21 protein-coding genes are annotated in these 25273 nt (G+C 50.5%); 13 read left to right on the top strand and 8 right to left on the bottom strand.

The window, feature by feature from the left end; all coding sequences use genetic code 11:
• Positions 1 to 1308 carry an ActS/PrrB/RegB family redox-sensitive histidine kinase gene (locus ACSHWX_RS02030; RefSeq protein ID WP_435666512.1) on the bottom strand — a complete coding sequence of 436 codons (1308 nt, stop codon included), beginning with the start codon at positions 1306 to 1308 and terminating at the stop codon, positions 1 to 3.
• A gap of 188 nt (positions 1309 to 1496) precedes the next feature.
• Between ACSHWX_RS02030 and ACSHWX_RS02025 the strand changes: the two genes are divergently transcribed.
• The 5 genes from ACSHWX_RS02025 (at position 1497) to ACSHWX_RS02005 (ending at position 5350) form a co-directional block, all read left to right on the top strand.
• Positions 1497 to 1952 carry a DUF2852 domain-containing protein gene (locus ACSHWX_RS02025; RefSeq protein ID WP_435666511.1) on the top strand — a complete coding sequence of 152 codons (456 nt, stop codon included), beginning with the start codon at positions 1497 to 1499 and terminating at the stop codon, positions 1950 to 1952.
• 142 nt (positions 1953 to 2094) lie between these two features.
• Complete coding sequence (locus tag ACSHWX_RS02020) at positions 2095 to 2826, top strand: M48 family metallopeptidase (RefSeq protein WP_435666510.1); 732 nt, start codon at positions 2095 to 2097, stop codon at positions 2824 to 2826.
• Between the two features lie 221 nt (positions 2827 to 3047).
• Entirely contained in the window at positions 3048 to 3596 is a 549-nt protein-coding gene (locus tag ACSHWX_RS02015) for a TetR/AcrR family transcriptional regulator (protein WP_435666509.1), read from the top strand.
• The gene (locus tag ACSHWX_RS02010) at positions 3597 to 4289 is read left to right on the top strand and encodes a DUF1295 domain-containing protein (protein ID WP_435666508.1); all 693 of its coding nucleotides are present in this window, start codon (positions 3597 to 3599) and stop codon (positions 4287 to 4289) included.
• A gap of 140 nt (positions 4290 to 4429) precedes the next feature.
• Complete coding sequence (locus tag ACSHWX_RS02005) at positions 4430 to 5350, top strand: alpha/beta fold hydrolase (protein ID WP_435666507.1); 921 nt, start codon at positions 4430 to 4432, stop codon at positions 5348 to 5350.
• Positions 5351 to 5375: 25 nt separating this feature from the next.
• Here ACSHWX_RS02005 and ACSHWX_RS02000 read toward each other — a convergent pair whose 3' ends face one another.
• Positions 5376 to 7472 carry a transglycosylase domain-containing protein gene (locus ACSHWX_RS02000; RefSeq protein WP_435666506.1) on the bottom strand — a complete coding sequence of 699 codons (2097 nt, stop codon included), beginning with the start codon at positions 7470 to 7472 and terminating at the stop codon, positions 5376 to 5378.
• Positions 7473 to 8059: 587 nt separating this feature from the next.
• Between ACSHWX_RS02000 and ACSHWX_RS01995 the strand changes: the two genes are divergently transcribed.
• Positions 8060 to 8527 carry an N-acetyltransferase family protein gene (locus ACSHWX_RS01995; protein ID WP_435666505.1) on the top strand — a complete coding sequence of 156 codons (468 nt, stop codon included), beginning with the start codon at positions 8060 to 8062 and terminating at the stop codon, positions 8525 to 8527.
• 1027 nt (positions 8528 to 9554) lie between these two features.
• On the opposite strand, the gene gyrB is transcribed toward ACSHWX_RS01995, so the two are convergent.
• The 6 genes from gyrB to mutM all read right to left on the bottom strand — a co-directional run bounded on the left by gyrB (position 9555) and on the right by mutM (position 18383).
• A complete protein-coding gene (gyrB, locus tag ACSHWX_RS01990) occupies positions 9555 to 11984 on the bottom strand; it encodes a DNA topoisomerase (ATP-hydrolyzing) subunit B (RefSeq protein ID WP_435666504.1) in 2430 nt (809 codons plus the stop codon).
• A 118-nt stretch (positions 11985 to 12102) separates the two neighbouring features.
• Positions 12103 to 13272: a DNA replication/repair protein RecF gene (gene recF, locus ACSHWX_RS01985; protein ID WP_435666503.1), complete on the bottom strand. Its 1170-nt coding sequence runs from the start codon at positions 13270 to 13272 to the stop codon at positions 12103 to 12105.
• Between the two features lie 20 nt (positions 13273 to 13292).
• Positions 13293 to 14414, bottom strand: a complete 1122-nt coding sequence (gene dnaN, locus ACSHWX_RS01980; RefSeq protein ID WP_435666502.1) for a DNA polymerase III subunit beta — start codon at positions 14412 to 14414, stop codon at positions 13293 to 13295.
• Between the two features lie 295 nt (positions 14415 to 14709).
• Positions 14710 to 16146, bottom strand: coding sequence for a chromosomal replication initiator protein DnaA (gene dnaA, locus ACSHWX_RS01975; RefSeq protein WP_435666634.1), 1437 nt, complete (start codon positions 16144 to 16146; stop codon positions 14710 to 14712).
• Positions 16147 to 17044: 898 nt separating this feature from the next.
• Positions 17045 to 17311 carry a 30S ribosomal protein S20 gene (rpsT, locus tag ACSHWX_RS01970; protein WP_435666501.1) on the bottom strand — a complete coding sequence of 89 codons (267 nt, stop codon included), beginning with the start codon at positions 17309 to 17311 and terminating at the stop codon, positions 17045 to 17047.
• A gap of 190 nt (positions 17312 to 17501) precedes the next feature.
• The gene (gene mutM / locus ACSHWX_RS01965; protein WP_435666500.1) at positions 17502 to 18383 is read right to left on the bottom strand and encodes a bifunctional DNA-formamidopyrimidine glycosylase/DNA-(apurinic or apyrimidinic site) lyase; all 882 of its coding nucleotides are present in this window, start codon (positions 18381 to 18383) and stop codon (positions 17502 to 17504) included.
• Between the two features lie 156 nt (positions 18384 to 18539).
• Here mutM and ubiE point away from each other — a divergent pair, with 156 nt between their 5' ends.
• The 7 genes from ubiE to ACSHWX_RS01930 are packed head-to-tail and all read left to right on the top strand — an operon-like array spanning position 18540 to position 25107.
• Complete coding sequence (gene ubiE, locus ACSHWX_RS01960) at positions 18540 to 19307, top strand: bifunctional demethylmenaquinone methyltransferase/2-methoxy-6-polyprenyl-1,4-benzoquinol methylase UbiE (RefSeq protein WP_435666499.1); 768 nt, start codon at positions 18540 to 18542, stop codon at positions 19305 to 19307.
• Positions 19308 to 19316: 9 nt separating this feature from the next.
• Positions 19317 to 20852 carry a 2-polyprenylphenol 6-hydroxylase gene (ubiB, locus tag ACSHWX_RS01955; RefSeq protein ID WP_435666498.1) on the top strand — a complete coding sequence of 512 codons (1536 nt, stop codon included), beginning with the start codon at positions 19317 to 19319 and terminating at the stop codon, positions 20850 to 20852.
• A gap of 44 nt (positions 20853 to 20896) precedes the next feature.
• Complete coding sequence (gene coaBC, locus ACSHWX_RS01950; RefSeq protein WP_435666497.1) at positions 20897 to 22117, top strand: bifunctional phosphopantothenoylcysteine decarboxylase/phosphopantothenate--cysteine ligase CoaBC; 1221 nt, start codon at positions 20897 to 20899, stop codon at positions 22115 to 22117.
• Positions 22118 to 22120: 3 nt separating this feature from the next.
• Complete coding sequence (gene dut / locus ACSHWX_RS01945) at positions 22121 to 22582, top strand: dUTP diphosphatase (protein WP_435666496.1); 462 nt, start codon at positions 22121 to 22123, stop codon at positions 22580 to 22582.
• A 28-nt stretch (positions 22583 to 22610) separates the two neighbouring features.
• Positions 22611 to 23372 carry a DUF2259 domain-containing protein gene (locus tag ACSHWX_RS01940; protein ID WP_435666495.1) on the top strand — a complete coding sequence of 254 codons (762 nt, stop codon included), beginning with the start codon at positions 22611 to 22613 and terminating at the stop codon, positions 23370 to 23372.
• A 2-nt stretch (positions 23373 to 23374) separates the two neighbouring features.
• A complete protein-coding gene (gene moeB, locus ACSHWX_RS01935; protein ID WP_435666494.1) occupies positions 23375 to 24109 on the top strand; it encodes a molybdopterin-synthase adenylyltransferase MoeB in 735 nt (244 codons plus the stop codon).
• A gap of 38 nt (positions 24110 to 24147) precedes the next feature.
• Complete coding sequence (locus ACSHWX_RS01930; RefSeq protein WP_435666493.1) at positions 24148 to 25107, top strand: Gfo/Idh/MocA family protein; 960 nt, start codon at positions 24148 to 24150, stop codon at positions 25105 to 25107.
• The last annotated feature ends 166 nt before the right edge of the window (positions 25108 to 25273 follow it).

Here is a 25273-nt window from a genome sequence, read left to right as displayed (position 1 = left end):
TCACTTTTGAATTTCAATCACCTCTCGCGGCCAGCGTATATTGACGCAGGCATTGCCCTTGGCCGTCATATTGGCGAAAGCAATTTGCGCTCCAGCGCGCTCCAATAGCGTTTTGGCGATGAACACCCCTAACCCCAGACCACCGGGTTCCGTCGGGTCGTTATCCACCAATTCATCCTTGGGTCGTGTGGTCAAATAGGGTTCGCCCAATCGAGACAACATCTCGGGGGCGAAGCCGGACCCATCATCTTGGATATTTACCGATACTTGTTTATCGGACCAATCAAGATCAATCGTGACTTTTTGATCCGCAAAATCCACAGCATTTTCAATGAAATTGCCTAGCCCATAAATAAGACCCGCGTTGCGCGCAATGTTGGGCTCAGCCCCTTTGCCCTTTTTATGCATTTCAATGTCGATACCAAAAAACCTATGCGGCTCTGCGACTTCAGCCAGCAGATCAGACAGCGTTAACTCGCTAAACGGGTCTTCCCCCGCATTTAAATTGCGCAGTTTTTGTAAAATAGTCCGGCAGCGTGCGGCCTGTTCTGAAATCAGTTCAAGGTCTTTTTTGACTGAACCTGGGTCATTGAGGTCAGAAAGGGCTTCTTTTCCAGCCAGCGCGATTGTCGCGAGCGGCGTCCCCAACTCATGGGCAGCGGCGGCGGCCAACCCATCCAGCGCGCTGATATGAGTTTCCCGGGCCAGCACCAATTCCGTGGCACTCAGGGCATCGGCCAATTGACGCGCTTCGTGTGCAACGCGGTTGGTATAGGCTGAGATGAAACTGACACCACATACTATCCCCACCCAGATGCCAAAGGTGTATAATTTTGGAAACTGAATTGGAATTTGCGCGTCCCAAGGCAACGAGAAATGAAAGAACCCCAATATGGTCGCGATGACCACCGCCAATACGCTTAAGGCAATTGTCCATCTAAAGCTTAGGGTGGTGGCGGAAACTGAAATTGGAGCCAGCAGCAGAATTGAAAATGGATTAGACAACCCGCCTGTAAGGTAGAGTAAGCCGCCCAGTTGAATTGAATCATAAGCCAACAGCGCCGCAGCATAGACCGAGGGCACGCGAAAACTCGCTGGATATTTGATCAGCAAAATGACGTTCAGCCACGCAGAAGAGGCAATAAGCGTAAAACATGCGCCCAATGGCAGACTGTAGTTAAAGACAAAGGCAACGACCAATACACCAACAGATTGGCCAATGACCGCAAGCCAGCGCAATCGAACAAGCGTTTCCAAGCGAAGGCGATGATGAGAGCCAATATTGTTGGCCGCGAGATTATTTATCATTGTAGATTTCAACCAATTTTTGCCCATCAATAAGCAATTGAGGCCGCAATTCCTATGATTTTTATGAAAATTCACGCCCGATTGGTTCAGTTTTTGTCCATTTCAAGAGGTAATTTTCATTTTTTTGACGCTTGAAGCACGCCAACTAGCCCCCAAATATTGTGTATCGTTGATGAAGGAAGAAAAAAATGAGCACAGCAGTTATTAAACCCCATTGGTCTCCACTTAACATCGCCCTGATGGTTTTAGGCTTTGTTTTCTTCTGGCCGCTTGGCCTTGCAATGCTTGCCTACATTTTGTGGGGCGAACATTACGGTGGCTCTAGCGACAAGGCAGAAAAGTGGATGAAGAACCAAAAATGCAAGATGAAAAGCCGTCGCGCTGGCCGTCATGGTCGTCATAATGCCACAGGAAATGCAGCGTTTGACGAATATCGCGAAGCTGAAATGCGTCGCCTTGAAGAAGAGCGGATGCGTCTAGAACAAGAACGTTCAGATTTTGAAGAGTTCTTGCAAAGCCTGCATATGGCCCGTGACCGTGAAGAATTCGATCGCTTTAAGACAGCGCACAAAGCCAAAAGCTTTGATGATGAGGACACGTCCGAAAAGCCGAAGAAGAAAAAACGCGATTTGGATGACGAGTAAGCTTTAATCATCGCATTTAGGTGCGGTGAACACAGTTCTCCCTCCCCGTCAGTTTCCCCTGACACCCCGAAGGCACCTGTCTTAATATAAGGCAGGTGTCTTTTTTGTTGTTTTTTTCCTGTGTTTTTCGCAAAGTCATCCCATGATCCTACGTCAGATTTTCAAGCCCATTCCTGAGCAAACAAGCATCGAAGTTGATGGCGTGGTGCATGACATTTTTGTACGGCAAAATCCGCGTGCCCGGCGATATCGGATTACCCTTGATAGTCGGCACGGCATTACCCTTACCGTCCCCAAGTCTGGAAACTGGAGGGACGCGGAGAAGTTTCTTGAAAGTCAGCGCAATTGGCTGGCCGCCCGTCAACATCATATCGTCGCCGCCAAAGCAATTGAGGTTGGTGCGATCATTCCTTTGCGGGGAAAAGACACGTTAATTCAAGATACCGGCAAATTGCGCGGCACGCCGAGAATTGAAGTGGCTGAGGCGTTGCAAATTCTGCATATGCCTGGCGATCCCGTTCATATTGGCAGACGGGCAGTAAATTGGCTTAAAGGCGAGGCGAAGTCAGATTTGGTTGATCGCTCAACCTTCCACGCGCGCCAACTCGGCGTTCAATTCAAGTCGATTTCCATGCGAGATCAATCCACCCGCTGGGGCTCTTGTTCTTCGCAGGGCAACCTCAACTACAATTGGCGGTTGATCCTCGCACCAAGTTTCGTTTTAGATTACGTCGCTGCGCACGAAGTGGCGCACCTGATTGAAATGAACCATAGCCAAGCCTTTTGGGATCAAGTCACCCGCACATTGCCTGATATGGAACGTGGCCGTGTTTGGCTGAAGGTTCATGGACGAACGTTATTCGCCTATCAGTGATCTCGGTTGGATCGAAATAGCGGAGGCCTTAACCATCTTGCGTTGTTCTATTTTGAGCTTCCTCTAGCTGTCTTAACTTGCAAATACCGTCTTGACTCCTTCTTGGTCAGCATTTAGCTAATGTATATACCGACCGATCGGTCCGATTTCTAATCTGACGTCTTTAATGGTCGTCGGGCGGTGGGGTGGTTGGTTGCCATTTGTTTGAAGGAAAAGTAAAAATGCCCATCGATGCACTGGATAAACTAAGCGTAAAACAGAGACTGCTATTTGCTGCATTCCAGTTGTTTTTGCAGCGCGGTGTTGATGGCACGGGGTTAGAGGAAATTTTAAATGTTTCCGGCGTTTCTCGCGGTGGGCTTTATCATCATTTTGGCTCCAAGGACGGGCTTTATGATGCTGTGCTGGATCACTATTTCTTACGTGAATTTTCTGAATTCGACCAAAGTGTTTTTGGCGATCTGTCCTTTGACACGCAAAAAACCGTGCTGATTGATATGCTTTCTTCAATGTTTGCGCAGATCGGTGCGCAATATGACGTGGACAAAGCGCGCTATTTCGCTCTGTTTTTTGACAGCCTTGGACGATCCCCAAAATTTCAACGTGCCATCCAATCCCATTATGAGGCGCTGATAAGTGCGCTGAGTGAAAAAGCGCCAACAACATCTGAAGCGCAATCATTTTTGCGGCAATTGGAGGGAGAGATTTATCTCTCCACCATTTTTGACCGATCCCCCGATTTTACATCACTTGACCCACGCGAGGACTAAATGCTCGATCTTTATGCAAATAAGAGCGCTGCAACCTTGCCAAAACTGATCATCACGCTGATCGAATTGGCACTAATCGCCCTCTCGTTTTTCATTTTATTTGGCGATGGTGGCACTTGGATCGCCAACATTTTAGGATGGCCAGTTCTAGACATCATCCCACAGCGACGATGGGTGATATTTTTCTTCAGCATCGTCATCTTGGTGCGCATGGCCGTTATGATGTTTGTCTTTATGAAGCGCGCAATTCCCTGGTCGGAAGTGTTCAGCGTGCCGTTCGCGTTCGCTTTTTACTATGCCGGATTTGCCATTCTCGTGCTGCCTAACGCGGCACCTATGGGGTGGTTAGACTGGGTTGCTATCGCGCTATTTATCCTTGGTTGCTATCTTAATACCGGGGCGGAACTGCAACGGCATATATTCAAGCTGGACCCAAGTAACAAGGGTAAATTGTACACTGGCGGGCTGTTTGGTCTATCGATGCACATCAACTTTTTCGGGGATGTTGTTTGGGTTTTGGCCTATGCCTTAATTGCGATGCACGTTTTGGGTTTTGCTTTACCGCTATTGCTGTTGGCGATGTTTGTATTTTTCAACGTACCCAAATTGGATGAATATTTGCGTCAGCGTTACGGTCAGCCTTTTAAGGATTATGAAGCGCGAACCAAACGGCTCATTCCTTTCATTTGGTGACTAAGGCCAGGGTATCTATCTCATCCTCCGGCCAATAATCGGGGCCTGCGGCGTCACAATTTTCCTTTTTCATTCGTCTTGTTATTGACGGGCCAATTTTTTGGCCAGGGTGACAAGAGGATTTTATGATGAAAATGGGCATGAAGACACTGGTTATCGCGGCACTGGTGGGCGTCTTAATCTCAGCAACTGTTTGGAGTTACACCCCCGATTTGGCAGCGGCTGAACTTGAAGCCAAATATGTAAATGAACATTCCCAATTTGCTGAGATCGATGGTTTGCGCATGCATTATCAAGTGCGCGGCGATGGGCCGACTATCGTTTTGTTGCACGGCTCTAACGCTTCCTTGCAAACATGGGATGGGTGGGCGCAAGCTTTGCAAACTGATCATCGCGTTATTGCCATTGATTTGCCCGGCCATGGCCTAACTGGCCCGGACGAAAAGATGCGGTATGATTGGCCCGAAATGGCCATCCTCGTCGCGCGCCTGCTCGACCACCTGCAAGTTGAAACCTACACAATTGCGGGCAATTCCATGGGCGGTGCAGTGGCATGGAATTTGGCGCTGTTGGACAATCAACGTGCTGAAAGGCTGGTTTTAGTTGATAGTCGCGGATACCCCGCCGATGAACCCAAACCCCTTATTTTTCAGGCTTTTGGCACCTGGGGCGTTGGCCATATTTTAAGCAAAATAACCCCACGCATTGTGGTGGATGCCAATCTGCGTGACCTATATGGCGACCCCGACCAAGTTGAAGATGCGACGGTGACACAATATCAAGATATGCTGGTGCGCGAGGGCAATCGGTACGCTACTTATGTGCGGTTTTCCCAACCCTCCAACGACGTTTTGCTGCCGTTACTCAAGAAACTACGCGTACCCACTTTGATCATGTGGGGCGAGAAAGACAACTGGATTTTACCCAAATATGGCGCTCTGTTTGCCCGTGATATTAAGGGGGCTAAACTGATGACTTATCCTGATTTGGGCCATGTGCCGATGGAAGAAGCGCCGGAACGTACCGTGGCGGATTTGCGAGCGTTCTTGCAAAATAGCTAGGACAGATCAACAATTTGTCGCGCTTTTAGCGGTTGAACAGGTCGGTGAGTAAATCGCCAATCGATCGGCGTTCTGGTGCCTGTTGGTTTTCAGCTTGTTGACGAACGGGCTCCAATGGCACGCGGTCAAACCGGCCATCTGCACCTGGCAATTGGGCGACGGCCCAATTGGAATGGGCTTTTTTCATGAATTCGCGCCAAATTTCCACCGGGAACGAGCTGCCGCCTACTTTGTTTGTCGGGCTGCCATCATCATTGCCTAACCATACGCCGGTGACCAATCGGGCCGAATAGCCGACAAACACCGCATCGCGGTTTTTCTGCGAGGTGCCGGTTTTGCCTGCCAATGGCCAACTGCCGAAGGCGGCTTTGCGGCCGGTGCCAACTTCGATGGCATGGGACAGCATATCGTTCATTTTGCCGACCGCATCTTGGGACATAACAGCGCCAGGGCCAGCCGGAATATGAGAATAAAGCAATTTTCCATCTGCCGTTTCAATCCGTGAAATCACATGGGCAATCACGCCATTTCCCCCGTTGGAAAATGGCGCATAGGCGGCTGTTAGCTCTAACAGTGAAATTTCCGGTGTTCCCAAAGCGATAGAAGGCAATGGCTGAAGGTTAGACGAAATGCCCAGCTTATAGGCGGTATTGACGACATTTTGCGGGCCCAATTCTATCGCCAGTTTTGCAGCCACCAAGTTGGAGGATTGCGCCAAAGCATCGCGCAACTGCATCCGGCCTTTGAATTTGCCAGACGAGTTTTCTGGGCTCCAGCCCTTATAGGTGAAGGGCGTATCTTCAACGATGGTGTTGGGGGTATACCCGTTTTCAATCGCGGTGAGATAAACGAACGGCTTGAACGCAGACCCGGGTTGGCGTTTTGCTGTAACCGCCCGGTTATATTGGCTTTTGGTGTAATCTGTGCCACCGACAACGGATTGAACAGCACCGTCCGGGCGCATGGCGACCAGTGCCCCTTGAGAAAATTTACGCTCTTTGCCGTTTTTGCGAATGATTTCTTTGATCAGAAATTCTGCTTCTTTTTGCAGTTCCCAATCAATGGTGGTGTGAACGATCACATCCTCGTTCACCGTGCCAAGATACGAATCCATCAACGTTTCCACCCAATCCGCCACATAATATTCTGTGCCGGTAATGCGGGTGCGAATGCGTCGGTTTGGATCGATGGCGGCGGCTTTGGCTTCTTTTTCTGAAATATAACCTGCTTGGGCCATCGCATTAAGCACAAGTCGGGCGCGAGCGGCGGCACCATCTGGGTTTTTGTTTGGGGCAAGTCGGGATGGGGCTTTAAGCACACCGGCCAAAATGGCGGCTTCCCCTAAGGAAAGATTGCGCGCAGATTTGCCGAAATATCGCTGTGTGGCGGCTTCAATGCCGTAGCTTGCTGCACCAAAATACATACGGTTGAGATAAAGCTCTAAGATCTCGGCTTTGGAATAGGTATTTTCAAGCCAAATGGCGAGCAACACTTCTTGGATTTTACGGCCATAATTCTGGTCTGGCGTTAGAAATAGGTTCTTCGCCACCTGTTGGGTGATGGTCGACCCGCCATTACCTGAAAGCGGCATACGCCCAGCGCTAACATTGATGCGCATTGCGCCCAAAATACCGATAGGGTCAAAGCCGGGATGGTCATAAAAACGACGATCCTCAATGGCCAAAACGGCGTTCGGCACATAATGGGGCAGTTCGTGGATGGCGACCGCTTCACCGCCCATTTTACCCCGGTTCGAGATCAAACGACCGTCTGCGGCGACAATGCGGATATTTGCTGGTCGGTCAGGGATTGCCCATGTATCAGCGGCGGGGAGTTTCATGCCGTAATAGGCGACAATTCCGGCAACTGCGATAAAGCCCCAAACGGCCATAACGCTGCCCCAATAAAACAGCTTGCCGAACAACCACCAAAACCCACGTTTTTGCTGTTTCTTACGCGTCGATTTTTTGCGTGACGCGTTTGCTGGTTTGGCAGTTCTGGACTTGTTGGCGGTTGAACCTTTGGTCGCTCTGCGCGGCTTTTTTTTGCCACCACCAACACGATCTTGCTGGGTTAAGCGCATATCCGAATTTTTATTGTTGGGTCGCTTTGCCAAAGTCATCGCTCATCTAATTGGGAGGGCTCTATATCCACCTTAAATGTGGCCGGTTTATGTGACGTAAATTTCCACAACAATTTGGGGCCAGCGGCCTTGGCCACTCGCCTTTTGGTCAATTTTGCGGAGCGCGAGATAGATTTTTGCTCAGTGCGCTGAAGAATTGTTTGGGGGGAGCCAAAAACTACCCCGCGCTATTGGCCGAAGCCATATTGTTTTCTTGCCCCGGGGAGCTAAACCCTTCTATCCCCTTTGCATGCACTCCATCAAAACTGTTTGGCTCGCGTTAGCTAACCATTTGATGATAATGAGAAACAGCCTCCCATTAAGCGACTTACAGGTGCCCTCGGCGTCAGGCTGGACCTTTAATCAATATCAACTGCTGCAGTGCGACCACCTCAGCAGGCCAAACTTTCACGACATTGAAGGCCAATGCTCCATTGCCCGTCGGCAACCGGTGGAATGTGAAAGCGTGTTCAGCATACGGGAGATATTTTGGGGGAGGATAAGTATCTCGTGATTGAATGTTGATTGCATTTCGGTTGTCCATATATTGGGGACTAACATGGTGCTGCCAATGAAGGACGCCTCCGATGAACGTTCAAATTCGACCTGCAACTAAAGCGGATAGTGGCCCAATATTGGATGTGTTGAAGTCCACATTTACCCACACATGGCTTCCGGCTTTATCGGATATGGGCAGAGAACACGCTAGGGATATTGATCAACGCTTACGGGGATATGGCGACCGTCATTGGATGGATTTTTATGTTGCTGAACTCAACGAGCAAGTTGTTGGGATGGCCCATTGGCGTGACAATTTCTTGGATGCCTTGCACATTTCGCACGCGCATCAAGGTACGGGGGCTGGAAGCATGTTATTGGCCCACGCGATTGGCGAAATTTCAAAGGCTTATGATGAAGTTCGTTTGGAAACTGATACGTTTAACGCCCAAGCGCGCGGCTTTTATGCAAAGCACGGCTTTGAGGAGGTCGACACTTATCCTGATGAAGAATGGCATAGCGGTTTCACCACGGTTTTGATGGTGCGGAGGCTTTAGGTCGAGCGATCTTCAAAGGTGGGGGAGCCGGTCCCGGCTCGGGGGCCGGGACGGCCAGCAGGTTTTAAACATCGCATCAACAAGTTCTGGGGGCTTCCCCGGACTTCATCCGGGGTCTCGCTGTTGGCGTAAACATTCGTTGGCGATCGGGAACTTTGCTTTTACACGGCTGACGCTATGGATACTCGGATCAAGCCCCAGTATGAAGGATGAGGGCCGCCATACCTGCGAAGGCAGAAACTCAGTCAGGGGTGAGCCTTAAACGCCCTCATATTTTGATATTCATGCCTGGATCCCCGCCTTCGCGGGGATGACGTTGAGAGGGGCAACCTATCATCAAAGGTGGGGGAGCCGGTTCAGATGAGGGCCCTTTTCTCTATTACCCCCCACCCTTAATCCCTCCCCACAAGGGGGAGGGAGATTTTTTTGCGCGAACGTCAACACTGCCCCTCGTCCTGAGCTTGTCGAAGGATGAAAGTTCATGCACCGTGTTCATGGATCGACCGGCTAACCATGAGAATGGGCGAACACCGAGGCGGCCTAACAAGGTCCCTGCTCAGGCCGCGCGTCCGCGAATACCATCAGGTTGTCAGAAGATTGCCACGTGGCACGACAACCATCCCTCGAGGCTTCCCCGGACTTGATCCGGCGTTTCGCTGTTGGCGTAGACATTTGTTGGCGATTGAGGACTTTGCTTTTGCACAGCCGACGCTATGGATACTCGGGTTGAGCTCCGGCATGAAGGATGAGGGCCGCCATACCTGCGAAGGCAGAAACTCAGTCAGGGGCAAGCCTTAAACGCCCTCATATTTTGATATTCATGCCTGGATCCCCGCCTTCGCGGGGATGACGTTGAGAGGACCATGGAGGGCGTTGGGCTTAGTTTAAGCGCAAAAATGTGCTCGGCACTGAACCACTTGTTGGGTGGAGCCGCGCGACTTTTCGCGCGCCCTACAGGAGCGCCAATAATTTGCACAGCGCGGACTTAGCGCGTCGTGCAAATTATGATGCGGCGCGTGAGGTCAAATTAGGCGTCGATATTGGTGGCGCTTAGAGCGTTGTTTTGAATGAACTCGCGGCGCGGTTCAACCAAGTCGCCCATGAGGCGGCTAAAGGTTTCGTCGGCGACGTCGCTTTCTTTCACATGCACTTGCAAAAGCGAGCGCACATTTGGATCAAGCGTTGTTTCCCAAAGCTGTTCTGGGTTCATTTCGCCCAACCCTTTATAGCGCTGCATGGTGATGCCTTTGCGCCCAAAGCTGGTGATCGCTTCATAAAGCGAGAACGGGCCGTAAATTTCTTCGCCGTTGCCTTTGCGCTCAAATTTAGCAACGCCAACAAAAACATCAGCAACCTCTGCCGCCAATCTTTCCAAGTTCCGCGCATCAAGCGAATTAATCAGCGATTGATCTAGCGTATGACGTTCTTCCACGCCGCGCACGATGCGGGCGAAGCTGTAGCCAATTTGATCATCAAACGCGCCGGTCCAACCTTTTTCGGTTTCAGCTGAAACCAAGTTGAGACGTTCGGCCACTTCTTGAGCCATCGCATTTGCTTTGGCGGGATCTTCCAAAACGGATTGCGCTAATGCTCCAGTGATGGTGCATTGCTCGACAATTTGACGATTGTAGCGCGCGTTAAGTGCATTGATGATATGAACCATATCGCGAGCTTTGGCCACGATATCAGCCAGATCATTGCCGCCCCGGGCTGCACCAGCGCCGGTGGTCAACACAGAATCTTCTAAACCAACGGTTAGCAAATATTCTTCGCGGGCCCGTTCGTCTTTCAAATATTGCTCTGACTGGCCGCGTCGCACTTTATACAGTGGCGGTTGGGCGATGTAGATATGGCCGCGTTCCACCAATTCAGGCATTTGCCGATAAAAGAAGGTCAGCAACAATGTGCGAATGTGAGAGCCATCCACGTCCGCATCGGTCATGATGATGATTTTGTGGTAACGCAGTTTTTCGATGTTAAATTCTTCGCGACCAATCGAAGTGCCAAGCGCCATCACCAGATTGCCAATTTCTTGGCTGGAAAGCATCTTGTCGAAACGAGCGCGTTCCACGTTTAAGATTTTACCACGCAAGGGCAAAACCGCTTGTGTACCACGATCACGACCTTGGGACGCTGAGCCGCCCGCTGAGTCACCCTCCACCAGGAAGAGTTCTGAAAGTGCGGGGTCTTTTTCCGAACAATCTTTGAGTTTGCCTGCAAGATAAGAAACATCTAGCGACGATTTACGACGCGTAAGTTCACGCGCTTTACGTGCTGCCTCGCGTGCCGCCGCGGCTTCCGCCACTTTTGAAACAATTTGTTTTGCTTCTGCGGGGTGCTCTTCAAACCATTGGTTTAGCCGCTCATTGACCACCGATTCAACAACGGGGCGCACTTCGGACGAAACAAGCTTGTCTTTTGTTTGAGACGAGAATTTAGGGTCCGGCACTTTCACAGAAAGTACGCAGGTCAGGCCTTCGCGGGTGTCATCACCGGTTGGCTGCACTTTTTCTCTTTTAAGAATGCCGCTCTTTTCCGCATAGCTAATCACTTGGCGTGTTAGACCGCCGCGCAGACCCGCCAAATGGGTGCCGCCATCGCGTTGGGGAATGTTGTTGGTAAAACACAGAACATTTTCATGATAGCTATCGTTCCACCACAGGGCCAGTTCGACCGTGATGTCGTCCTTGTCCGCTGTGATATAAATCGGCGCTTCGATCATGGATTGCTTGGCTTTATCCAAATAGCGCACGAATTCTTGCAGACCACCATCATAGTGAAGCTCTTGGGTGATTTCTTCAGGGTGGCGCTTATCTGTTAGGATAATGCGCACACCAGAGTTCAAAAACGCCAATTCGCGCAATCGATGCTCAAGCGTTGCATAGTCGAACTCAACCATGGTGAAGGTGTCGGTCGAAGGCATAAAGGTCACTTTAGTGCCCTTTTCGGTGCCGCATTCACCAATTTTTGCCAAAGACGCATCTGGCACGCCATGGGTAAAGCGCATTTTGTGGATTTCACCGTCGCGCTTGATTTCCAATTCAAGCCAAACCGAAAGCGCGTTCACAACAGAAACGCCCACGCCGTGCAGACCGCCGGAGACTTTATAGGAATTGCTATCGAACTTACCGCCAGCATGGAGCTGGGTCATGATCAGTTCGGCGGCGGAAACGCCTTCTTCCTCATGAATGCCTGTGGGGATGCCGCGTCCATTGTCGGTCACAGAGACCGAGCCGTCCGCATTGATGGTGACCGTCACATAATCTGCATGACCGGCCAGCGCTTCATCAATCGCGTTATCAACAACCTCATACACCATATGATGCAATCCGGACCCGTCGTCCGTATCGCCAATATACATACCAGGTCGCTTGCGCACCGCATCTAGACCCTTAAGAACCTTAATGCTATCCGCACCATAATCGCCATTTGCTGGAACTGCTTTTTCGTCGCTCATTTGCACCGAATCATTTTCAATTAAACTTAGTTATTTCTAGACTTTTTTTGGCCGAAACCAAAGCTCTGAGCGCTCATTTCACGCAATGGACAGCTAAACAGACCCATTGCACCCAAGATCAGGGATGAATGGGGGTTAAAAGCGCCTCATCGACCCGAAAAAACTGCGCGTCACCGGCTAAAGCGTCGAACAGAATTTGATCGGTGCCTGTCATCCAGCACTGGGTGCCCAGCGCATTGAGCAGCGAAAAGAGCGACGCGCGGCGATTGGCGTCCAAATGCGCGGCAATTTCGTCCAACAGCAATAGGGGTGAAAGACCTGTCATTTGCTTCACAAGACGCGCCTGCGCCATGATGAGGCCCACCAGAAGTGCTTTTTGCTCGCCGGTTGAACAAATGCTCGCGGGCACCTGCTTATCCGTGTTGGTGATCAAAATATCGGTGCGGTGGGGGCCAACCGTTGTGCGCCCAGCTGCGCGATCCAATTGCCGTCGTTGCCGCCACAATTGAATATAGGCTTCTTCCAACTCGGTTGATGTTTGAAACGCGCCAACATGCTCTTGGCTTTCAATTTCCAAGTGGGCTGAGGGGAAGCCGGTATCATCTTCAAGCCGCAACAATTCGTTCAAATGCGCGATTGTATCCAGCCGCGCAAAATGCATGGCGGATGCATGGGCTGCCATCTGCGTTTCGATGGCCGTCGCCCAAGATGGATCGCCATTTTCGTCCAAAAGCTTGTTGCGTTGGCGCATTGCCTTTTCGAACTGGGCAACCTGTGCCCCATGTCCGGGGATCAGTGCCAATACAAGCCGGTCAAAAAAGCGCCGCCGATCCGCCGCTGGGCCTGTAAACAATCCATCTTGGGACGGCGTAAGCCAAAGAATGCGCAAATACTCGCCGAGCTGATCTACGGTTTTTGCAGCGGCACCATTTATCTTAACCCGGCGACCGGAATTGCTTTCAGCTTCAAGGCCCGTCCCTAAATCTACCGTGCCATAAATCGTTTCGACACTCGCCGCCACCGCCCAGCTACCGCTGCCATTGTGCAAGGCAAGGGTGTCAAAATTGGCGCGCCGCAAACCACGTCCGGGAGCAAGCAAGGATATAGCTTCAAGTAAATTGGTTTTGCCTGCCCCGTTTGGCCCCGTCAGCACCACATGGCACTCATTTGGGTCCAAAGCGGCACTGGAGTAGTTGCGAAAATTTGAAAGCCGCAACCGAGAGATAAAATGGCTTGGTGCTTGCCGGTCTGGGGGGCGACTATCCGAAGTTTGGCGCAGTTCCGCCATGAACAATTGCCCCTTTGGCGCTAAACGCGCATCGGCATCAGAACATAGAGCGCGTCATCGTCATTTTGTGATTGAACGATGGTTGGCGACCCTGCATCTGAAAGCATGAAGATGGCCGTCTCTGAGCGCACCTGATCGATAATATCCAACAGGTAACGGGCGTTGAAGCCGATTTCAAATCCCTCATCTTCAAATTCGATGGGCAATTCTTCGCGCGCGGTGCCGTGATCGGGGTTTGTAACGCTCATTTCCAACAGGCCATTGCCGATTGCCAACTTAACGGCCTTGCCGCCCCGGTCTGAAGCAATGGTCGATACACGATCAACTGCTTGCTTGAAACTTGCCGTATCAACCGTTAGGCGCTTATCGTTATTTTGTGGAATAACCCGCTCATAGTCCGGGAACGTGCCTTCGATCAGTTTGGACAACAGCACAACGCCACTGACCTCGATGCGAATTTTGGTTTCAGACAATTCGATGGCAACATCCAGATCGTCTCCAGACAATAGTTTTTGCACTTCCGCAACGGTTTTGCGCGGCACAATGATCGAAGGCATGCCTTGCGACCCTTCCGGCGCAGCCACTTGAGCACGCGCCAAGCGGTGCCCGTCGGTCGCTACAGCGCGCATGATTACCCCATCGCCATCATCCATCGTGTGGAAAAAGATGCCGTTGAGATAATAGCGCGTTTCTTCGCTGGAAATCGCGAACTGCGTGCAGTCGATCAATTGGCGCAGCGCGCCCGATTTAATGTTGAATTTGTGCGAAAACTCGCCCGATTTAAGATCCGGGAACCCATCTGCAGTTAGGCACGTCAAATTAAACTTCGAACGACCTGAGGTGATGGCCATTTGCTCGCCTGCGCCATCAACTTCAATATTCACTTCCGCGCCGTCAGAAAGCTTGCGCACGATCTCATACAGCGTATGGGCTGGCACGGTTGTTGTGCCCGGCGTACCCACCATTGCAGGCACCGATTCGGTCACTTCAATGTCCAAATCTGTGGCGCGCAGTTCCAAGCCACCATCGCTTGCATTAAGCAGAACATTTGAAAGAATTGGGTAGGTTGTGCGGCGCTCAACAACACGATGCACATGGCCGAGCGATTTCAACAGGTGATTTCTCTCAAGCGTAACTTTCATCGATGTCTACTCCCAGTATCTTTTTGCCGCTTTTGGCGCAGCTTATACGTCTTCACCCCCATGTGGGGACAAGGAAAATGGCCTTTTGCAGACCAAAAGGCAAGGAAAAAGGCAAAGCTTTACCCAACTTACCGCCAGCAACTTATTAGTTCAACCGCAACGACGTTGCAATTCTTGATCTTCGCACCCCGTGTCTATCAATATGGCATGATATTTGAGGCGCGCCCTCAAACGTAAAAGGCCTCTTTGCTGATGAACAAAGAGGCCAATTAATCTTCAAATTGTACAAAGACGTCTAGTCTTCGATCATGCGTTTAAGCAATTCAACTTCTTGAGCAAACCCATTGTCTTCAGACATAAGCTGCTCGACCTTACGCACCGCATGCAACACCGTTGTATGGTCGCGATTGCCGAACCGACGACCGATTTCAGGCAATGACCGCGATGTCAGCATTTTGGATAAATACATGGCGATTTGACGTGGACGCACCACTGAGCGTGAACGACGTGACGACAACAGATCAGGTTTGGACACTTTGAAATGTTTGGCGACCATAATCTGAATTTCATCGATCTTGATGCGACGGCTATCACGGGCACGCATTAAGTCGTGCAACGCCTTCTCCGCCAATTCAACCGTTACCGGTTCGCCCGTAAGTTGGTTTGCCGCAACAAGGCGGTTAACCGACCCATCAAGGTCGCGACCATGGGAAATGACTTTACGCGCCACGTAATCCAGCACTTGGGTGGGAATGTGCAGGCCGGGATATTTCGCGATGGCTTGTTCAGCACGTTTTTGCACGATGGCGCGGCGCAAATCTTCGTCCAATGAACGGATCGGCACAACGAGGCCACCTGAAAGGCGCGACCGCAAGCGATCATCAAGCATATCAAGCCCACTTGGGGGCGCATCGCCTGCAACAACGACTTGTTTTGCGCCAGTTAAAAGAGCGCTCAATGCCTGACCAAACTCAGTAACAGACTTGCCTTGTAAAAACTGCATATCGTCGATCAACAATACGTCGATGCCGCGCAACCATTCTTTAAAGCTGATCGCGGACTGACGCTGCACCGCTGAGATGAAATGGTACATGAAGTGATCGGCAGTGAGGTAAACCACATTACGCGATTTATCCGCCCCCCCGGCAGCCCAAGCAATGGCATTTAGCAAATGAGATTTGCCCAACCCAACAGAAGAATGAAGATAAACGGGATTAAAGGTCACCGTGTTTTGCGCCACAGCCTGTGCAACTTGTTTTGCAGCGGCCAATGCCATTTCGTTGGCAGAGCCGACAACAAAAGTATCAAATGTCAGTTTAGGGTCCAACGCAGAGCCAGATAGGGCGTCGCCCTGCTTTACCCGCGCATTGTGTTTGGCACCAGTTCGAATGGTTGCTGAAACCGATGGCCGCGTGTTTTGCTCTTGTGGGGCATCCTCGGGCTTAGCGGCCGATTTGCATTCGACCTTACCATTAACGCGCACGGTGATTTGCAAAGTTTGAATTTGCTGCTTCTCGCCTTGGAACGCCTCGATAATTCGTTCTTGGTAATTTGACAATATCCAAGAACATAGAAAACGGGTTGGAACCGAAAGGTGCGCTAGTTCGCCGTCAATTTCCACCAATTCCAGTCGGGCAAACCATGAATTGAAGATGTCTTCACCAACGCCAGCCCAAAGGCGCTTCTTCACGCGTGTCCACAACTTGGTGTGGTCGACCCCTTTTTCCGTCATACAATTACCGCCCCCGGTTTTTGCCGTCGCAATTAGATGTTTTGCGTCATCATTTTTATCTCGCGCCAACATTGTTGTTTGATCCATTTGTGCCTCTTTTAAAATGATCAACGCACAACCGCTTTTTCGCGCGTTAATCAGCTGATCTTTACCGACCAGACAAACCCCTAGCATTCGCTGAAAACATCCAACGTCTGCTCTATTGCTAATTACTTTGAAAATGACGCAGAATGCGCCTGTTTACTTAACTGCCGAACTTTTAATCAATCTGGCTAGCTATGACTTGAAGATGCTCGAAAACGAAAACTTGCAAAATATTGATCATTAAGCTCGTTCCACTTCGCACACATTGTCATTGCCCCCGGATTATTTAAGCGACGCCTGCTTTTACAGTGATCGTCGCCAGTACTCTTATCAACAGGGGCATTTTAGACCTATTGTGCGGTGGGTTTCAACAGTGGAATCATGCAAAAAGTCCCTTGACTCTGATGCTGGGTTTTGGGTTGGCGCTTGGGTGAGAATCTATGCATTCTTAAGAGCTTGGATTTGTTGACTGAATCATTTTTCAAGTGAAAAATGACCCGTAAAAAAAAATTTACTATTTGTTAAGGATGAGCTCATATAGGCCAAATTCGCATGATAATTTAGCCTTGGTCATGACGATGTAACCATTTGAAATATATAACTTATTTAACAACTTGTTTTAATGGCATGACAAATTTATGAATGGATTCAAGGGGTTCAATATTCAGCTCGTTAAAGCAGAGAATCATAAAACTTGCCGCGACATTTTGTTCATCCATTTTCAGAATACCGAACCAAAATTCAAAAGATAGAACGCAAAAAGCCGCCCCGAGGGACGGCCTTAAACATTTTCAATTCGAACCAGCCAAAAAGCTTATGCGCTTAGCGCTTTAATCCGGTTTGAAAGGCGTGAGATTTTGCGCGAAGCATTGTTCTTATGAACGATGCCTTTTTGCGCAGCACGCATGATCTCTGGCTGTGCAGCCTGCAAAGCTGTTTTTGCTTCATCACCGTTACCGGCGCTAATCGCTTCTTCAACTTTACGAATAAATGTGCGCATGCGCGAACGACGTGTTTTGTTCACTTCGGTGCGGCGCTCAATTTTGCGAACGGCTTTTTTTGCCGATGGAGTATTGGCCATGTGGTCCTCTTTAATGCCTATTCACACTGATGTCCGTTGACATTGTATGAAATAAAAGCGGCGGCACCTAAGGCCGCCAGAAACTACGTTGGGCGGTTTATAGGTTGAAGTTTAGTTTTGGTCAATAGGAAATGAGTGGGAAATTACCCGCAAACCCCTTGTGGAAGAGTCTTTTGGGTCTAGATCCTCGCTAATGTTGGCAGTTGGGACAATAAAATGTCGAACGGCCAGATTGAACCATCCGCGAAATCGTTCCGGGGCAGTCTGGGGTCAGACAAGATTCGCCTTCACGGCCATAGGTTTTAAACCGATGTTGAAAATAGCCCAATTCGCCATCTGCGTGCTTAAAGTCTTTCAATGTTGAGCCGCCTGCAAGAATGGCTTGGTTCAATACATCCACAATTGAGGCCGCCAACACTTCAAGCTGCTTTTTAGGGTCACCATTTTTGCCGACGAGATCACCGACTGGTCGCTTTGGATCGATCTGTGCCATATAAAGCGCTTCGCACACATAGATATTGCCCAACCCAGCGACGTTTTTTTGATCCAACAAGGCGGACTTTATCGGCGTCTTCTTGTTTTGAAAACGTTGAGCCAGATGTTTAGCGCTAAACTGATTGCCCAAGGGCTCTGGACCCATTGTGGCAAAGTGAGGGCTTTTCTCTTCTTCAGCAAATAGGTCCATATAGCCGAAGCGACGCGGGTCATTATAGATAATGTCTACGCGGCCTTTTTGCGGATGTTCAATTTCAAAGACCACATGGTCATGCTTTAGGGCTGCGAGGGGCACAAATTTTCTATTCGCGCCTTCGACCAATTCGGCGTTTATTTTAAAACTGCCGCTCATGCCCAGATGGGCAAGCATATTTTGTCCAGATGCAAGCGGTATGATGAGATATTTTGCCCGTCGTCGAAGTTGCCCGATCACTTGCCCCTCCAATTCAGATTTGAACTGATCTGGAAATGGAAACCGTAAATTGGGTCGATTGAGCACGACTTTTGATATCCGCGCGCCATCCATAAAGGGAGCAAGGCCGTTTTTAACCGTTTCAACTTCTGGTAGTTCGGGCAAAATTCAATTTCCTTAGACGGATATTTGGTTGAAAGACCTGTGATTAATGTCGCACCATCAGCCATGGAAAAGCATAAGCGCTTGGGATAAGGTGCGCCAACATTGATGATTTGCAAATGCCTATAAAGAAGTGTCCATAGATAAGTGACCAAAAAAATGAGCGAAGCGCAACAAACAACCCACTTTGGTGAACGCGAAGTCCCGTTGGAAGAAAAACAGGGGCTGGTCAATGATGTATTTCATAAAGTCGCGGACCGTTATGACTTGATGAATGATCTGATGAGCGGTGGTTTGCACCGCGTCTGGAAAGACGCGTTTGTCGCCAAACTCGCGCCGCCTAAAACTGGAAACCGCCCCTATACCGTGCTCGATATGGCTGGCGGCACTGGCGACATTGCCCAGCGAATTAAAAATGCCTCGCACGGTTACGCTCAGATCACGGTCTCTGACATCAATTCGGATATGTTACGGGTTGGCGCGGAACGCGCAAAAGGCTGGCGTTATCAAGATGGCGTTGAATTTGTTGAAGCCAATGCAGAAGAGCTGCCCTTTGAGGACGCGCAATTTGATGCGTACACCATCGCTTTCGGGATCCGCAACGTGCCGCAAATCGATAAGGCGTTGCGCGAAGGCTATCGCGTCTTAAAACGCGGCGGACGGTTGATGGTTCTTGAGTTTTCCGAAGTTGATGTGCCTGGCCTTGATAAGGTCTATGATTTATTTTCTGACCATGTGATCCCGCCGGTTGGTCAAGCCGTGACCGGGGACGCGCAACCTTACCAATATTTGGTGGAGAGCATCCGCAAATTCCCTAAACCACCTCAGTTTTGTTCGATGATTGAAGGCGCTGGGTTTTCTCGGGTGACCCACCATCCGCTGACCGGCAACATTGCCTGCATCCATTCTGGTTGGAAACTGAAATAGGCGGATAATATGAAGCTTTTTGCTTATCTCCGCTTGGTGCGGGCTGGATATGTTTTGGCGCGAGAAGGTGCTCTCTCATTAACTGAAGGACAAGGCATTACCGGCCCTGCGGCCAACGCCATTTGGTTTGCCCGTTTGATCGAGCGCCGTTCGGTGCGCAAAACGGGGCGGGTCGAACGGCTTTCCGCCGCCTTGCAAAAATTGGGTCCAACATACGTCAAACTTGGCCAAGTTCTCGCAACCCGCCCGGACATTGTGGGTGCAACCGCATCTGGCGACCTTGCCAACTTACAAGACAAGATGCCGCCATTTGATCAAAAATTGGTCCCTGCAATTCTGAACGAGGCACTGGGCGACAGCGCGGCCATGCTCACCGAAATGACCGGACCGATTGCAGCGGCCTCCATTGCGCAGGTGCATCAGGCTCAACTGATTAAAGATGACGGCAAAAAGCAATTGGTGGCGGTTAAATTGTTGCGGCCTGACGTTGAGCGTCGGTTCAAAAAGGATTTAGAATCCTTAAAAGCCGCTGCCGGCTTTTTTGAACGGGTTAGCCCTAAGGCCAAGCGGCTACGGGCCAAGGGCATTGTGGATACGCTAGAACGTTCCGCGCTTTTGGAATTAAATTTGCGGATGGAAGCGGCGGCCATTTCAGAGCTGGCGGAAAACATCAAGGATGATGAGGGATTTGAAATCCCCACTGTTCATTGGTCGCAAACTGGTCGCACAGTGATGACCACCAGTTGGATGGATGGCATTGCGATCCGCGACCATGATGCAATTGAAAAAGCTGGGATTGACCGCAAAAAGGTCGCCAAGGAATTGATGCAGCATTTCTTGCGCCACGCGATACGCGACGGGTTTTTCCATGCGGATATGCATCCGGGCAATCTGTTTGTTGATCCAAAAAGCGGCAATGTCCGTGCGGTTGATTTCGGCATTATGGGGCGCATTGGCAAGCAAGAGCAAAAGTTCCTGGCTGAAATTCTTTATGGCTTTATCACCCGTAACTATCATCGCATCGCCCAACTCCATTTTGACATCGGCTATGTGCCGAGCACCCAATCTGTTGATGATTTTGCCCAAGCCCTGCGCGCGATTGGTGAACCATTGGTGGGACGACCTGCCAGCGAAATTTCAATGGCTAAAGTTTTAACCCAGCTTTTAGATACAACGGAACTGTTTGATATGCAGACCCGCACTGAGTTGGTGATGCTGCAAAAAAACATGGTGCTTGTTGAGGGCGTGGCGCGTTCTTTAGACCCCGAATTGAACATGTGGGAAGTTGCAGAACCCATTGTGAGTACATGGGTGAAGCGTAATCTAGGCCCGATTGGCATTGCGGAGGAAGCACGGGACACCGGCTTGGCGCTTTGGGGCGCGGCGAAAAAAGTGCCTGACCTGATCGAGCGATATGAAACATTGCTCGATGAAGCCGAAAAGCAGCGCGCCCAAACCCCATTTTTCATGCAACAATGGTTTGGTGTGTTGGCGGTGGCGCTGATGCTTAGTATTGGCGTTGCAGCGATAAAGACGCTATTTTAGCTTGAGCTGAATTTGCTCGGGTTCCAAACCAAATGGAGTATGCCATGTTGGCTGGCCGCAAAATATTATTGATTATCACCGGGGGCATCGCTGCGTTTAAGGCGATTGACCTGATGCGGATGATCAAAAAAGCCGGTGGCGACGTGCAACCAATTCTCACCAAATCGGCACTTGAATTCGTGACGCCTCTAACGGCAGGCACCGTTGCGGGCAATCCAGCGCTTAGTGAGCTGTTTGATTTGGGGCGCGAAGCGGAGATCAATCACATTGAATTGGTGCGCGACGCGGATCTGATTGTGGTGGTGCCAGCAACCGGCGACTTTATGGCGAAGATGGCCCATGGGTTTGCTGACGATCTGGCTTCAACGGCGATTTTGGCGCGGGACAAACATGTCATCGTCGCCCCGTCGATGAATGTGCGGATGTGGGAAGCGGCACCAACACAACGAAACTTCCAAACACTGGTTGACGATGGCATGAGCTTTGTCGGCCCAGACAAAGGCGAAATGGCATGCGGTGAGTTTGGCCTTGGCCGATTGGCGGAACCAGACGTGATTTTTGCTGCCATCAAGGACTATTTTTTTACCTTTGGCGAGAACTTACCCCTAAAGGGCAAGCGCGTTTTGGTGACGTCCGGCGCAACACGCGAGCCGCTTGATCCGGTGCGATTTTTGACTAATGCTTCATCTGGCAAACAAGGCACCGCCATTGCAAGCGCTTTACGAGCAGCTGGCGCAGATGTTGAATTTATCACTGGGGCTGCAGATGTGCCGCCGCCGGACGGGGTAAATGTCACCCAGATCACAACAGCCCAAGATATGTATGACGCGGTGCATGAAGCTTTGCCGTGTGACGTGGCAATTTTTTGCGCTGCTGTTTCGGATTGGCGACCAAAAGCGGTCGGTGACAAGAAGATCAAGAAAAATGGCGATGGCACAGCGCCCAGCCTTGAAATGGTGCTCAACCCGGACATTTTACACTCTGTCGCCCAATTGGAGCCCGATCAACGCCCACAACTCGTGATCGGGTTTGCGGCTGAAACCAACGATGTGGTTAAACATGCTGAGGCAAAACTTGTGCGCAAGGGCTGTGATTGGCTTCTGGCCAATGATGTGAGCGCTGGCAGTGGCACATTTGGCGGGGATCATAATTCTATTATATTCTTTGATGGGCAGGGTCATCAGGAATGGGCGCAAATGAGCAAGGCCGAAGTCGGCCAGAAACTGACCAACCAAATCACTTCCTACCTCAAGCAACCGGATTGATTTATGAGTGCTATTGAAGTCCCCTTCACCGTTTTTGAACATGGCAAGGGATTGCCCGCGCCGTTTCAAGCCACCGCCGGGGCTGCCGGATTAGACTTGAGTGCTGCGGTGCCAGCACATGAGCCGATGATCATTGCGCCTGGAGATCATGACATCGTGCCAACTGGTTTTGCCCTAGGCTTACCCGATGGGTATGAAGCACAAATCCGCCCTCGTTCTGGCCTCGCTGCAAAACACGCGGTGACCACCTTGAATGCACCGGGGACGATTGACGCTGACTATCGAGGTGAAGTGCATGTGATCTTGATTAATCACGGCAAACAGGATTTCGTTATCAATCGAGGTGACCGCATCGCGCAAATGGTAATTGCGCCGGTGCCCCGGATTGCCATGATCGAGACAAATTCGCTTGATAAGACTGATCGTGGGGCGGGTGGTTTTGGTTCAACCGGGGTGTCGACTTAACGACATACCCTAATCTATGGTGTTCAACATGACCGTTTTTCGACTTTTCTCTCGCCTTCGCACTCACGTTTTCTCCCGCGTGTTTTTGGGCATTCTCCTTCTGGCAGGTTTTGGCTTTTCCGCCGCACAAGCAGGCGACCGCGCCTTGCTGGATGCGCTTGGATATTCTGATGATGGACGCTATTTCGCGTTTGAAGAATTTGGCATTCAAGATGGGTCGGGCTTTGCCTATTCAACGATTTACCTGATCGACCTTGAAGAAGACAAATGGGTGTCCGGGTCGCCCTATCGGGCAAGGTCTGATGAAGACGGCGTGTCATTGCAAACGGTTCGGGCCCAAGCGGCCAGCTTGGCGCAAGACGATTTAGCAGCCTATGCAATTGAACGCCCAGCGGACCTGATTGCTTACCAAGCCGATGGCGAAGCACAGTCCAATGAAACTGAAATTGAGTTTGATGTGCCCGGCTTTATGGGCCCGAGCCAAAAAGAGACAATGTTTAAGATCTCGTTGGATATTTTTAAAGCGCCATCCAGTGAACCCTGCATCGACTATATGGGGCAAGAGCCGATGGGTTTTGGTGTGAACTTTACCGATCTGAACGGTGATGTGAGCCAGATATACGCCGATAGCAACATCCCCAAATCACGGGGTTGCCCGATCACCTATCGCCCAACTGCGGTGTTTATTCCCTTTAATGCTTATAATTTTGATCACGCCGTCTTGGTGATGTCGGTTTGGGCGCATGGCTTTGAAGGGCCAGACCGGCGTTTCATCGCGGTGCCGTTTTAAGCATGGCGCTTTCCCGTGCGGAAATTACGCGTTACCAGCGCCATATTGTTTTAAAAAACGTTGGCGGCGCTGGTCAGCAAAAGCTTAAGGCCGCAAAGGTTTTGATCATCGGGGCGGGTGGTCTTGGCAGCCCGGTGATCGCCTATTTGGTGGCCGCCGGTATTGGCACAATTGGCGTTGTCGACGATGATGTGGTTTCCCTTTCCAACCTTCAACGCCAAATTGTGCATCGCACAGGCGATGAGGGGATTGAAAAGGTGGGGTCTGCGAAACGATTCGCCCAAGAATTAAACCCACATGTTCAGTTTGATGCAATCAATAAGCGGCTTGACGATCAGAATGGGGCGGCGATTATCGCCCCCTTCGATTTGGTGATTGATGGGTCTGATAATTTTGATACGCGAGCCAGCGTCGCAAAATTGTGCGAACAAGCGCAAAAGCCGCTGATTGCCGGTGCGGTTTCGCTATTTGACGGCACGCTCACCGTTTTCAAACCTTATGAAGACAACAATCCGCGTTTTGTTGATCTCTATCCAACCCGCCCAACGCCCGAACAACTTCCTTCCTGCGAAGAAGCTGGCATATTGGGGCCGATCACCGGGGTGATTGGCGGCTTGCAGGCCATGGAGGCGGTTAAAATGATCACCAATGTTGGTGAGCCGCTTGTGGGACGTCTGATGATTTATGATGGGCGCGATGCGCGTTTTCGCGAGATGAAATATCGACGCGCCTCTTAGGTGATGCTAGCCTTTGCCAAAAATGAAGGGGACACCCAATGCATGACAAAATTTGTGTTTCAGTGATCGGTCTTGGGATCATGGGTCGGCGTATGCTGACAGCGCTAGATAGCCATGAGACGTTTTTCGCTGGGCATATTTGGGACCCAGATGCCCAGGCTGTCGCTAAGGCGAGTGCCATTGCGCCCAACGCAATTGTGTCGGAAAGTCCTGAAATAGCGATTGAGGCTGCCGACGTGGTTTATCTGGCGTGTCCGCCAGAGCCGCGCCGACTATACGCGATGATGGGTGCTGATTGCGGCAAACCATTATTTTTGGAAAAACCGCTTGGGATAAGCCTGCCTGCCAGCCGGTCTTTGGTGCATCATATCGAGCAAGCTCAAGTTCCTGCCGCAGTGAATTTCACCCAAGCGACAGATACCCCGCTTGAAACGATTACGGCCGCGCTCACATCTGGCGAAATGGGTGAATTTTTAGGCATTGATATTCACGTTTCCTACCCCCAATGGCCGCGCGCTTGGCAAGTCGATGCTGATTGGCTGCGGTTTCGGGCCGAGGGTGGCATGACCCGCGAAGTCATTTCGCATTTCGTTTTTTTCGCCGAACGTTTAATGGGCACCACCCATTTAAATTGGGCGCATCCTGATTTTCCTGATGATGAATTGTGCGAAACACATATGGCAGCCCGATTGTCGAACCATGATGGTTTGCCGCTCAATATTTTTGCAGCCGTTGGCGGACAACAGCCCAACCTGCAAGAGGTGTTTGTAAAAGGAAGCAAAAAGAGTTTCAAAGTGCAACAATTCAGCGAACTTTGGGTGAGCGAAGGCGAAGACTTCACGCTGATTGCCGACCCGGGCGAAAACGCACGGATTGACGGACTTCACGCTCAATTGGACGCCCTTGGCGCGTGTATGCGCGGCGAACAAAACAAATTGGCGACAATACAAGAAGCCCTAAGCGTTCAGGAAAAGATTGAGGGCATGTTGGCGAGCTGAGGCAAAGGTTCAGAAGTGGATGGCAAGAAATGAAGTGAAAAGTTTTGGGGATGTTGCCCGATGAAGTTCGTGATTCTCATCGGCCCACCATGTATGTACCGGCTGCTGTTCGCAAGTGATTTCTGCATGTTCTCGGAAGTCGCTCATATGTATCCGGCCTGTTGAT

The sequence above is a fragment of the Maritalea sp. genome (assembly GCF_051251695.1).
Classification (GTDB): Bacteria; Pseudomonadota; Alphaproteobacteria; order Rhizobiales; family Devosiaceae; genus Maritalea.
This window is presented reverse-complemented; position numbering and strand designations above follow the sequence as displayed.

Excerpts from the sequence above, each read along its gene's own strand:
- ACSHWX_RS02030 (WP_435666512.1), bottom strand. The coding sequence starts at position 1,308 with ATGATAAATAATCTCGCGGCCAACAATATTGGCTCTCATCATCGCCTT.
- ACSHWX_RS02025 (WP_435666511.1), top strand. The coding sequence starts at position 1,497 with ATGAGCACAGCAGTTATTAAACCCCATTGGTCTCCACTTAACATCGCC.
- ACSHWX_RS02020 (WP_435666510.1), top strand. The coding sequence starts at position 2,095 with ATGATCCTACGTCAGATTTTCAAGCCCATTCCTGAGCAAACAAGCATC.
- ACSHWX_RS02015 (WP_435666509.1), top strand. The coding sequence starts at position 3,048 with ATGCCCATCGATGCACTGGATAAACTAAGCGTAAAACAGAGACTGCTA.
- ACSHWX_RS02010 (WP_435666508.1), top strand. The coding sequence starts at position 3,597 with ATGCTCGATCTTTATGCAAATAAGAGCGCTGCAACCTTGCCAAAACTG.
- ACSHWX_RS02005 (WP_435666507.1), top strand. The coding sequence starts at position 4,430 with ATGAAGACACTGGTTATCGCGGCACTGGTGGGCGTCTTAATCTCAGCA.
- ACSHWX_RS02000 (WP_435666506.1), bottom strand. The coding sequence starts at position 7,472 with ATGACTTTGGCAAAGCGACCCAACAATAAAAATTCGGATATGCGCTTA.
- ACSHWX_RS01995 (WP_435666505.1), top strand. The coding sequence starts at position 8,060 with ATGAACGTTCAAATTCGACCTGCAACTAAAGCGGATAGTGGCCCAATA.
- gyrB (WP_435666504.1), bottom strand. The coding sequence starts at position 11,984 with ATGAGCGACGAAAAAGCAGTTCCAGCAAATGGCGATTATGGTGCGGAT.
- recF (WP_435666503.1), bottom strand. The coding sequence starts at position 13,272 with ATGGCGGAACTGCGCCAAACTTCGGATAGTCGCCCCCCAGACCGGCAA.
- dnaN (WP_435666502.1), bottom strand. The coding sequence starts at position 14,414 with ATGAAAGTTACGCTTGAGAGAAATCACCTGTTGAAATCGCTCGGCCAT.
- dnaA (WP_435666634.1), bottom strand. The coding sequence starts at position 16,146 with ATGACGGAAAAAGGGGTCGACCACACCAAGTTGTGGACACGCGTGAAG.
- rpsT (WP_435666501.1), bottom strand. The coding sequence starts at position 17,311 with ATGGCCAATACTCCATCGGCAAAAAAAGCCGTTCGCAAAATTGAGCGC.
- ubiE (WP_435666499.1), top strand. The coding sequence starts at position 18,540 with ATGAGCGAAGCGCAACAAACAACCCACTTTGGTGAACGCGAAGTCCCG.
- ubiB (WP_435666498.1), top strand. The coding sequence starts at position 19,317 with ATGAAGCTTTTTGCTTATCTCCGCTTGGTGCGGGCTGGATATGTTTTG.
- coaBC (WP_435666497.1), top strand. The coding sequence starts at position 20,897 with ATGTTGGCTGGCCGCAAAATATTATTGATTATCACCGGGGGCATCGCT.
- dut (WP_435666496.1), top strand. The coding sequence starts at position 22,121 with ATGAGTGCTATTGAAGTCCCCTTCACCGTTTTTGAACATGGCAAGGGA.
- ACSHWX_RS01940 (WP_435666495.1), top strand. The coding sequence starts at position 22,611 with ATGACCGTTTTTCGACTTTTCTCTCGCCTTCGCACTCACGTTTTCTCC.
- moeB (WP_435666494.1), top strand. The coding sequence starts at position 23,375 with ATGGCGCTTTCCCGTGCGGAAATTACGCGTTACCAGCGCCATATTGTT.
- ACSHWX_RS01930 (WP_435666493.1), top strand. The coding sequence starts at position 24,148 with ATGCATGACAAAATTTGTGTTTCAGTGATCGGTCTTGGGATCATGGGT.